Annotated in this window: 8 protein-coding genes; 5 read left to right on the top strand and 3 right to left on the bottom strand. The window is 39.2% G+C overall.

Translation table 11 applies throughout. From position 1 onward, the window contains the following. Positions 1-384 precede the first annotated feature (384 nt). The 3 genes from KIT27_11780 (at position 385) to KIT27_11770 (ending at position 4,910) form a co-directional block, all read left to right on the top strand. On the top strand, positions 385-1,380 hold the full coding sequence (locus tag KIT27_11780) for an FRG domain-containing protein (protein MCW5590327.1): 996 nt from the start codon (positions 385-387) through the stop codon (positions 1,378-1,380). 283 nt (positions 1,381-1,663) lie between these two features. Then, the gene (locus KIT27_11775; protein ID MCW5590326.1) at positions 1,664-4,366 is read left to right on the top strand and encodes a tetratricopeptide repeat protein; all 2,703 of its coding nucleotides are present in this window, start codon (positions 1,664-1,666) and stop codon (positions 4,364-4,366) included. A 202-nt stretch (positions 4,367-4,568) separates the two neighbouring features. Then, complete coding sequence (locus KIT27_11770; protein MCW5590325.1) at positions 4,569-4,910, top strand: hypothetical protein; 342 nt, start codon at positions 4,569-4,571, stop codon at positions 4,908-4,910. A 179-nt stretch (positions 4,911-5,089) separates the two neighbouring features. On the opposite strand, the gene KIT27_11765 is transcribed toward KIT27_11770, so the two are convergent. Together KIT27_11765 and KIT27_11760 are read right to left on the bottom strand one after the other, a co-directional pair. After that, positions 5,090-6,577: an LbtU family siderophore porin gene (locus KIT27_11765; GenBank protein MCW5590324.1), complete on the bottom strand. Its 1,488-nt coding sequence runs from the start codon at positions 6,575-6,577 to the stop codon at positions 5,090-5,092. A gap of 85 nt (positions 6,578-6,662) precedes the next feature. Then, positions 6,663-7,367: a TerC family protein gene (locus KIT27_11760; GenBank protein ID MCW5590323.1), complete on the bottom strand. Its 705-nt coding sequence runs from the start codon at positions 7,365-7,367 to the stop codon at positions 6,663-6,665. Between the two features lie 111 nt (positions 7,368-7,478). Here KIT27_11760 and pyrC point away from each other — a divergent pair, with 111 nt between their 5' ends. Further along, entirely contained in the window at positions 7,479-8,510 is a 1,032-nt protein-coding gene (gene pyrC / locus KIT27_11755) for a dihydroorotase (GenBank protein MCW5590322.1), read from the top strand. A gap of 6 nt (positions 8,511-8,516) precedes the next feature. Next, on the top strand, positions 8,517-9,131 hold the full coding sequence (gene rnt / locus KIT27_11750; GenBank protein ID MCW5590321.1) for a ribonuclease T: 615 nt from the start codon (positions 8,517-8,519) through the stop codon (positions 9,129-9,131). A gap of 54 nt (positions 9,132-9,185) precedes the next feature. Here rnt and KIT27_11745 read toward each other — a convergent pair whose 3' ends face one another. Further along, positions 9,186-10,613 carry a hypothetical protein gene (locus KIT27_11745; protein MCW5590320.1) on the bottom strand — a complete coding sequence of 476 codons (1,428 nt, stop codon included), beginning with the start codon at positions 10,611-10,613 and terminating at the stop codon, positions 9,186-9,188. Between the last annotated feature and the right edge of the window lie 373 nt (positions 10,614-10,986).

Here is a 10,986-nt window from a genome sequence, read left to right as displayed (position 1 = left end):
TGATATGGCAACCATTTTCCGGACATAAAATTTATTTCGCGACCATAAATTCTGAGAATTGAGTAATGTTACAATTATTCGTTTACCCTGAGTTATTTGGGATACCAGACAATAACCCTTTTGTGTCCACTTTAATTAGACCACTTCAAAACCGTATCTCATTGATTTTTAGCCTTGCTGCTTATTTTAAAGCAGCGGGTGAACTGCGCTCTGCGACTCAAAGTCAATATGCTACGTCTCAGCCGAGCGAATTATCAATATGCCGTAATTCCCTGTCTCGAAATAGGCAATTTCTTACCCTGCTGTACACCACTCTTCGCACTGGGGATTTTGCAAGGATGTGCTAGACTCAATATAGGGGTTGGCGATGTGTGAGTTAACAGCATGAAAAAAAGCAAGAATTGGCTCTGGGAACATGAAAAATTCACCAATGGCTATAATTGTGTGGAATTAAAATCTTGGGGAATTTTGCACGATTTTTTAATTCGTCACGACTATACGTATCCTAATTTTATTTTTCGCGGTCACTCGCGCGAAAGTTTTACCTTAGTTTCACCCTTGCAACGCGATTTAGCCGAACTCGTACGGCTTGATAAATATCATTATTTAGAAAATTTTAAACTCGCCATTCGCGGACGGATGAAAGCGGATATTAATCGTTATTTTTCCGAAAAAGAATTGTGGGTAATCGGCCATAATCATGGTTTAAAAACACCTCTGCTCGCCTGGACGCAAGCACCATTTATTGCCACGTTTTTTGCATTTTATAACGAACGCAAATTAACCTTATCCGCAGAAGCCAAACCACGCGATTTAAAACTTGCGAAAGATTTAATTCAAGAACATCGGACGATTTATATTTTAAATCGTCGTCATATTGATGAGTTGCGAAAAGAATATCGTTTGGATATTTTAGCTGAGCTTTATCCTAAAGCGATCGATTATTTAAAACAAATTGCTGGCAATGTGGTTTCATTTAATGATCGCGTTTTTTTAGATCAATATATTGATCAAATTCTTAATAGCGGTAATAAATCGAATTTTCCCGCCGATTTTGTTTCGGCCTGTCGCACGGCAACGTATAATCGCGATCGCGAAATGATTGATATTTTTGAACCCACCATGCTCGATAATCCTCGTTTAATTAGCCAGGCATGTTTATTTACCTTGCATCCAATGGATACCACGCTAGAAAGCTGGGTCCAAGATTATTTTGAAGACTGCGAAGATGAAGTATTGATTAAAGTTAACATGCCTAATAATCAACGCGAATTATGTTTGCAAACCCTTCATCAAATGAATATTAATAATTTAAGCCTATTTCCCGATCTCGACGGCGCCGCCCGTTATTGCAATGATTTATTGAAAGGCCTTTATTAAAATAACCTGTACGTAGCCTGGAACGGAGCTTGCCGTAGCCTGGAACGGAGCGCAGCGGAGATCCAGGATCTGAGTTCTAAAATAGTTCTGATCCTGGATCGCAGCGCAGCGAAGTTCCAGGCTACAGGCTGCGCTCCGTTCCAGCCTTGTGCGGGATACATTACACTAGTAATTTCAAGTTTTGGCGTTATACTCTACTCCTCAAACAGGTGATTACAGAACTAATCGTTCGTGCGTGTTTAAAAAAGAGCAATAAATAAATCAACTCTAAGAGGAATAGATCATGAGCTTTACTTATATCGACTTTAATAATAATAAAACCAGCGTTGAAGCTTCTATTCAAGCAGAATATGAAGCTGCTTTGAAATTATTTTATGATAATATCACAGAAACTTTGAATCTCAACTCACTGATTAAAAACAAGATCACCGATCCAAATGATGATCCTTTTATCAATAGTCTCGAAGATCCGCTGAGTGGTGAAATTAATGTTCACACGGTGGTAGTGAGTGATGGTTCTGCTCTTCGCTCTCAGTCTGCTGTTATGCTGAATGACTGGGCGCATCCAAATAGTGTTAATTTGAGAACTACTGATATTTTTCGCCAGGCTTACATTCTCAAAAAAGTAGTTTATGCCCCGCTATCTGCTGTATACCATAAAGCTTATACCAATAAAATTTACGCATTTTCTATAAAAGATTTCCATGACAATGAAATAGCTACACCCGTTTTTTTAATTGATGCTGCTGGGTTGCCGATCCCTGGAGCGGTATGTGATAAGTTCACATGGGAAAATAATAAAGAAGCTTGTCAAAAAAAATGGCCTTCTGCTGTAAATTATCGTGTTGATACTCATACGCTACAAATCATACAAGAACAAAATAAATTATTAGCCCCTCATATTAAACAACAAAATGATAATCAAGTCAGTGCCTCAAGCAGTTCATCAGCAAGTTCAGACAATCAAGATAAATCCGCCTTGAATGATACACTCACTATCGTAGATAATTACATCCGCTTAAACAATCAAGCTCAAGCGAAACGTACTTTAGAAGAAGCTTTAAAAAAGACCATCCCTAGTAATAAGGATGATAAAAAAACCATTGAAAAATTATTATTTAACATTTGCTCAACTCAACCAGCCTATTTTGCCTTATTAAGCAAAGCACATTTAAAACTAGCCGAATTATATTATCAAGAATCTAACTTTGCAGCAGCAGAAAATGTCTTGAGTCTACCTGCTAAAATTATGCGAGATAGCTGTCACTTACATTTACAAGCGAATAATAATTTAAACGGTCATTCTATTTCTACGTCTGTGATTGTACAATCAATGTTCCGCATGGGGGATACTTTGCGTGCCAACGCGGATCGCGGAAAAGATTTGCAAGAAAAACTGACCCTGTTTGCAACTTCGATTGAATATTATTTATTAGGTTACCAGGCATCTATAGATTATGTTACTCAAAACCCTGAATCATTCGATGCCAATGCGTTAACCTACTATGGTTTAACTTGCCTAGAAAATGCAGCTTATGCAGCAAAAAGAATTTCTAAGGTGGATAAAAATGCTGACCTCATCTATAAAAGATTAGCAGAAATTATTCAAGCCCCTGAGTTGACTCTTACCCATAATTTTATAGATAAGAATCAAAATGGCGTTGATAAATTGTTTAAAACCTTATCCGATAAATTAATGAATGCATGTGAATTACAATCAAAACGCCAAGATGCTAGTAATCCCACTCAAGACATAAATGAAGAGCAAAAAAATTATTTGCAAGCTCTACTATTACTTAATCAAGCTAAATATTATTTCTTAGCTAAAAATTTTGTTGGCAGCAATGATTATATTGAGCGCGCATTACGTGCTATTAATAAATGTCCTAATGGAGTAGATGGCATCAATTTTAGCGACTTTTTAGCGATTAAGATCAAAATCTTAACCCAATATTCAATTAACATGAATGAAACCATTAATTTAATTAATCCAAAATCTGAGATCCGTAGCGATCAAACTATTAAAGAGTATTTGGAATCTAATCATCAAGCAACTGTAGCGCTGTATGGAAATCTCGATGCGGCAAATACTTATTTTAATGATATGATTATTCCAGAGGTTATCCAAAATCTCCACACAGTATTGCAGTATGATAGAACCAACCGCGCTGCCTTAGTGGGTTTAGCTGGGTGTTATATTAAATTAGGTCAATTTGATCGGGCTATTGTTTATTTAAATGCGAGTTTAAGTAAATCACCTAATGATAAACTGGCATTAAATTTATTGTCGGCGGCGGTGGTAAGAAATTATCTTAACGCATTAACTCCCAATACAATTCTAAATACTCCACCTCAAACTGTTTATGAAGCATGTGCTGAATATTGCAAGACTGTTTCTGGAATTCAAAAATTACGGAAGACGAAATTAATACTTGATTTAGAATTAGCACTAGCGTTGCAATTTAACCAGCACTACAGCGAATTGTACAAAAACAACTGCATCAGTTTTGCTATCCATAATGGAAAACGCAGTAATGAGCTTGCTGCTCCAATATGTAAGCGGATAATTAGTATTATAGATGAAGTCATTAATTCGGCTCAAAACCAGCTTTCTAGTTTAACTCATCCATTCAGTAGCAGTTCTAGCTCTAGTTCTAGCTCTAGTTCTAGCTCTAGTTCTAGCTCTAGCTCTAGCTCTAGCTCTAGCTTTGCTAATAATCGTAATCATTTATATAGCCATTCAGCTAATAACAATAATGAAGATAAGATTAATAAAATATATAACACGCTAGAGGCAGATTTAAAAAGCATCATAAAAACCGCTAACTCTTGTCTAGAAGAAATACAACGAAATGATGTTTTTAATCGCATTCTAACTAACATCAATAAATTACCAGCTTGTCAGCAGAAAAATCGTCTGAACGATACTATCAGTGCAGAAATAAAGAAATTCAGTGCTAATAGTCAACCGAGGGCAATGGTATAGTTGGTTTTAATAACTAAACCTTTTGGAGGCGGGTATGAATAACTCGCCTCCATTTTAATCAATTACTTCCACTTTTTTTGTATGATAATATTACCGTTAATATTATCTTAATCTCCATCACGTACGATCCCATTGGAATAACACTATTTTCACTATGAACTCACTTAACTCATTGAGTGGTGATGAAACAGGAGTTAGCAAAATGGATCGATTTTTCTTAAGGCTTATTGTTAGTGTATTGTTATTATTTATGATTAATAGCGGATTTGCTAATACGTATGATTGTTCTGAAGCTATTCCAACCTGTAAAAACGATGTTTTTTACAGTCAAAATGGTTGGGTGATTATCAATAATACGCTGAAACACTGTCCTCCCCAATTTAATTTTACCCAGGCGTCTTTATGGCTTAATAGTGTGACATGTCAATTTAATGGCATTGGATTGCAAAAGTCTTTTAGCAATCCTCAACCGGCCGAGTTTGATAGTCATTGGCAAAGCGGGGAATGTGTGGGCTCTTATGATCAATGTGCGTGGTATGAGTAGCCTGGAACGGAGCCTGTAGCCTGGAACGGAGCGCAGCGTAGATCCAGGATCGATGAAATTTTAAAACTTCGATCCTGGATCTACGCTGCGCAGCCTGGAACGGAGCGTAGCGAAGATCCAGGATCTTTTTATACTCTGTTCCTGGATCTTCGCTACGCTTCGTTCCAGGCTACAGCAGATTAAAAATAGATGCCGAATTCAGCGGTGATGGCATTCGCGCTTTTGCCTAATGTGTTATCAGACGCGGAATTGATTAAAGCGCTGTTGGTGCCGGAAGCCGTATCCGTGATTTTGTAATTTTTATCATGACGGTATTCGATACTTTGAATGGTATCTTTCCATAATGATGTCGTTAACACTAAACCATAACGTCGTGATGGAACATTAAACGCTAAGGCTTGGCCGGTTAAACCATATTGCAATGCAATGGCGGTGGGTTTGCTACACCACGGCAAACTATAGGATGCTTCCACATTTAACGCACTTGGTTTGGCTCCGCGGTTATTAAACGTGGCATTGGTGGGATCAAAGGCGCGCGTTGCGGTGAGATATTCTGCTAAGAAGGTCCAACGGTTTAGTGATAACATGCCGTGAACATCAACCCCTGGAACATAATGCGCTAAAATTTCGCTGCTAGCAGGACTTGCAAATCCACCAAAAATTGCGCCACCAGGTTCTTGCATGCCATCCGATTCTGCGATATTGCGGATCATGCTCACGCCAATATCGCCATTAACTTTATTAACACTAAATTGATAACCTAAATCGCCACCCCAATCGTTTAAGGAACGATTCGTTTTGGTGGTGCTATCGCCCGATATCGTATAAATCCGTGCGTAAGGTCCTGTGTCGCCTAACGATTGATAACCGCCTAATACTCCTCGCCCATTGACGCGGCCTAATACTAACGTTAAGGGCGCAGTGATCATGCTGCTACTATAACGTCCGAATGGCACAAATTGTTGCCCAAGCGTTGCATAAAATGGGGATTTCATAAAATTACCAATGGTCACAAATCCTTTATTTAAGAAAACTCGAGAATTGGCTAAACGACGACGCGACACATTGGCTGCTGGTGGAGAATTATCGTAATCGAAAGACATAAATCCCGTGACCCAGGGATCAAGTTCTGCACCTACTTCGAGTTCCCCCGATCCCAAATCGGCATCGCTTGACGCACTGCCTACGTAAGGATGCGTCCAACTTAAAATCGGTTCTAATTTCCCGCTAATCACTAATAAAGGATGTTTAGGTTGCGACAAACCATAGTCTTCTAAACGTTGCGAGAGTTTTTGGCGATCGCGCAAAATTCGCGCATCTTCGTTGATACTGGAAATATTTACAATTAAATCGGAACCATCAAATTCAGAGTGAGTGCCTAAATAAGGTGATGACGTTACCGGCGTACCCTGCGTATAAACCCACGCAGGCGTCACAGGTTTTAATTGCGGATGCAATTGGCTTTTACTCGTAGCTTTTTTAACTCGATAAGCTGGTTGATGTTGCAATTGATTTAATTGCCGACGCATGGTCGCTAATTGATGTTGCAATAATTGCGTTTGTTGTTGTAATAAACGAATTTGTTGTTGTGTGTCTGTCGCTGCGAACGTTGAGGTGATAAGCCCTACACTACACAATGCAATACATGATATTCCTAATTTTTTCACATTAACCCCCATTTCATTGTTAAATTATCAGCGACCTCAGAACGGGGGATTATATAATCATATCTTGTTAGCAAATACTAGTTTTTTATTCATATTTTTCATAGAGACTGTTCCATAATTCGACAAATAAAGAAAATATAATGACGACATAAACATAACTGTGCGAAATTTCATAACCTAAGCCATCAATCAACAGCATGCCGCCGATTAAGACAATAAAACACAAGGCTAAAATTCGTAGGCGTGGTTTGCGATTAATAATATAAGTGAGCGGGCCACTGGCAAATAACATGACTAAAATAGCCACCGTAATCGCAATGGCCATGATAATGTAATGATCAGTCATCCCAACCGCAGTAATAACACTGTCGAGTGAAAATACCAAATCGAAAAAGGCAATTTGCAAAATCGCTAACCAAAAAAAAGAGGGGGCGGTGCGCGTTAAAGTGTGTTCCGATTCCTTGAGTGTTTCGAATAATTCTTTAATCCCTTTATACAGTAAAAAAGTACCACCCGATAAAAATAATAAATTTCTCCCATTAATGGGATACGACCCAATCATGGCCCAAGGTGTGGTTAAACGGGTGATCCAAGATGCGGCGGCGAGTAATAGTAAGCGCAGAATTAATGCTAAGGCTAAACCAAAACGACGCGCAAATGCTTGGCGTTCTTTGGGTAAGCGTGAACAAGTGATGGCTAAAATCACTAAATTATCGATGCCTAAAACCACTTCTAAAAAAATTAATGTCAGTAAGGCAAAAATACTTTGCCACTCAAGCCATGCCCACATAATTAAACTCTTTGATTAGGATAAATGAATAACGTTGAAGACTATCTTACCCGTATGAAGTATTCTTTGCTAGAATCTCTTGATGAACCCTTGCGGATAATTGATATGTTAATACAGCAAATCACTTTACCAACGCCAGATGATTGGCACTTGCATGTGCGCGATGGCATTTATTTACAGCGCAGTATCGATGACACCATCCAACGGTATGCTCGCGCTATCATTATGCCGAATTTAAATCCGCCGATTTCCACGCTAGAATTAGCGCATGCCTATCGTCAACGCATTTTAGCGTGTATTCCTAAAGCTCATTCCTTTCAACCGTTAATGACGCTTTATTTAACCGACACCACATCCCAAAGCGAAATAGAACAAGCCGCTGTCAGCGATTTTGTTTATGCAGCGAAATTATATCCCGCGCATGCTACCACCCATTCCGCGCACGGAGTAACCGATATTAAAAAACGGTATCCTATTTTTGAAGTAATGCAACGGTTACAATTTCCTTTATTATTGCATGGTGAAGTCACTGATCCCACGATTGATATTTTTGATCGTGAGGCGGTATTTATTGATCGATATTTATCACCCTTACTACGCGATTTTCCCGAATTAAACATTGTGTTAGAACACATTACTACAGCTACGGCAGTTGATTTTATTTTAGAGGCAAAACATCCCATCGCTGCCACCATCACGCCGCATCATTTATTATACAATCGCAATCAATTACTCGCCGGCGGAATTAAACCGCATTATTATTGTTTGCCAATTTTAAAACGTTCACGCGATCAATTAAAATTAATTCAAGCGGCAACGAGTGGTCACGAAAAATTTTTTTTAGGTACCGATAGCGCGCCGCATGCCAAATCGCAAAAAGAAAATGCCTGTGGGTGTGCTGGGATTTATAGCGCGCATGCATCACTTGAACTTTATGCTGAAGTGTTTGACCGCGAAAATGCACTCACACAACTCGCGCAATTTGCGGCTTATAATGGTGCAAAATTTTATGGCTTACCCTATAATGCGACCACCATTACCCTAAAGCGCAACGACTGGCAAGTCGCGGAAGAATTATCATTCGGCGATGAAACCTTAATTCCCTTGCGCGCCGGACAAACCATTCATTGGCAACTAGGATAATTTTGCATGACCGATATCATGTCACAACGATTTCGTGGCTATTTGCCCATTGTGATCGACGTTGAAACGGCTGGGTTTAATCCAGCTAAAGATGCGCTACTAGAAATTGCGGCAGTGATGTTGCATTTTGATAATGAGGGAATTTTATATCCTGGCGATTGTCATGCGTATCACATCGAGCCTTTTGCTGGCGCTAATTTAGAAGAATCGGCATTAAAATTTACTGGCATCAATCCTGATAATCCGTTTCGTTTTGCCATCGATGAAAAAACGGCGTTATCGAAATTATTTCATGCGGTACGCGAAGAAATTAAAAATCAACATTGTCAGCGCGCTGTTTTGGTGGGGCACAATGCTTGGTTTGATCATTCATTTTTATATGCCGCAGCGAATCGTTGTCAAATTAAACGTAATCCCTTTCATCCTTTTACCACCTTCGATACCGCGACCTTAGGCGGTTTAGTGTTTGGGCAAACCGTATTAGCGCGCATGGCACAAGCCGCTAAAATTGCCTTTGATCCCAATCAAGCGCATTCCGCGATTTACGATACTCAGCTTACTGCCAAAATTTTTTGTTATATGGTGAATCGTTGGCAAGAATTGGGTGGGTGGCCTTATTAACAAACCGCGGGACAAATCCCGCGGTATATTATTGCTGATTAAAATTTCCGTTTTCTATAAGGTCAGCCCCCGCCGACGATCGTTGTTAGTCCCATGTTCACTGGAGTATTTTTCAGACCCTAAATTATCTGAAACGGCTCGGTCTACACTTGGCTGTTCCGATCTATTTTGTACTTTTTCTAAGTAAGCGTTAATGGGGGAATTCTGATCAATCGTCTGCTTTCTCCATAGAGCAGCGGGATTATTAGGAGATGCTGTAGGTTCCCGCAAAGATTCTTTGATATTATCACGAGTGGTTTGTGGGTTAGCATTAACTCTTTCTGCTACAGCATGAGCCTCCGTTTTTTCACGATGATCCATCACGACGGTAGTGATGTTATCTTTTGTATCGGTGGATAATAAAGGCGCGGACTTAGTAGAAGACAAGGATTTTTTCTTGCTATCATGAGTATTCCGTTTGGTAACTGCGTCATCGTTTGCCAAGGCATGAACTTCAGAGGTTTCGCGAGTATTTATCGCGACGGGATTATTGATGTCCTGCTGAACAAGTGGCTCTATGGTGGTAGCCCGAGGAGACGTTGCTTCAACTCTAGCTCCAGCAACTTGAGTAGCCAGTGGTGTTGCCGAGCTAGAAGCAGTATTATCAGCCGTGTTTGCTTCCTGTGCGGACTCTGAGTTTTGTGAATTATCATTGTTGCGCTTTAATTGAGCTAAAAGTGCTGTAGTAGTCACTGCCGCTGCAGCTCCAACTTTATGAGCAACAATCACGGGACCTGCCACTTTAATCGCTGCACCAACTCCTAATAGCGCGTACACAGGATGGTTTTTTGCAAAAGCTACCAAGGTAGCTTTAAGCCCACTCATCCATTGTCCAACTTTAGAGAAGAGTTTTTGAAATGCAGGTATCACATAGGGCTGCATGACATCTTCTATAACTCTTTCTGATACCTTGGTAAGAGAAAATAATGAGCCTGTTAACAGTATATGACCTAGCCCTTGTAACCCGCGCACAAGAATATTTAGAGGCCCTATTACTAATCCCAGTAGCCCCCATCCTAATGTTTTAACACTGCGGTCACTCCAACTTTTTTCGAATCTTTCTTTAACCGCTTGATAAAGTGCATTCGTACCTCTTTCATAAAGAATTTGTCCGATGAATCCTCGTACAATGACTTCTGAAATAAAATAAAACTCACTAAATACATTAAAACGATAATTACCTGCGATTTGCTTCAGACTAACCTTATTAGTCTCAAGTAAGTTATCTGCTTTAGATTGGGTAATATAATTATCGTAGGTCTTGCCTAATTTTTCTTTTTGTTTGAGACTCACAAAACATTTCGCCGCTAATGCACGTAAAAATACACCAATAGATTCAGTTTTAGTATACAGGTTACCTGGTGAAAATTTAGCAAACGCACCGTTAAATAAATTTCCTTTATCGTTTCGCACAAAAAAACTTTTAAATTCTTGAGCAGCCATATCACACCTCGTTCTTTTCTTGAAATAATTATTTTCTTATCCTTAGTATAGCCAAACAGATTCAAAATGCATGGCCAAACGTGAAAAAAAATCATTTTTTTTCATGAGTTTGTATCAAATTGCTTCATTATTAACACCACATGACAATATGAACTTCATTTTGCTTTAATACGCAACAGTTGTTAAAATCTGTCAAATTACCTTAAGCTTTAAACCTGGTTTTGATGCTTGAAATCCTCGCCACAACTCAGCAAAGGATGTTAAATAATCAACCCCGCGGTTAATGCCGTAAACACTGCATGAGTAATATTATTGGCATTTAAACGTTTAATCGCCGATTTACGATACGCATCCACCGTATTTTCTTTTAAAT

The organism is Legionellales bacterium (assembly GCA_026125385.1).
Classification (GTDB): domain Bacteria; phylum Pseudomonadota; class Gammaproteobacteria; order JAHCLG01; family JAHCLG01; genus JAHCLG01.
This window is presented reverse-complemented; position numbering and strand designations above follow the sequence as displayed.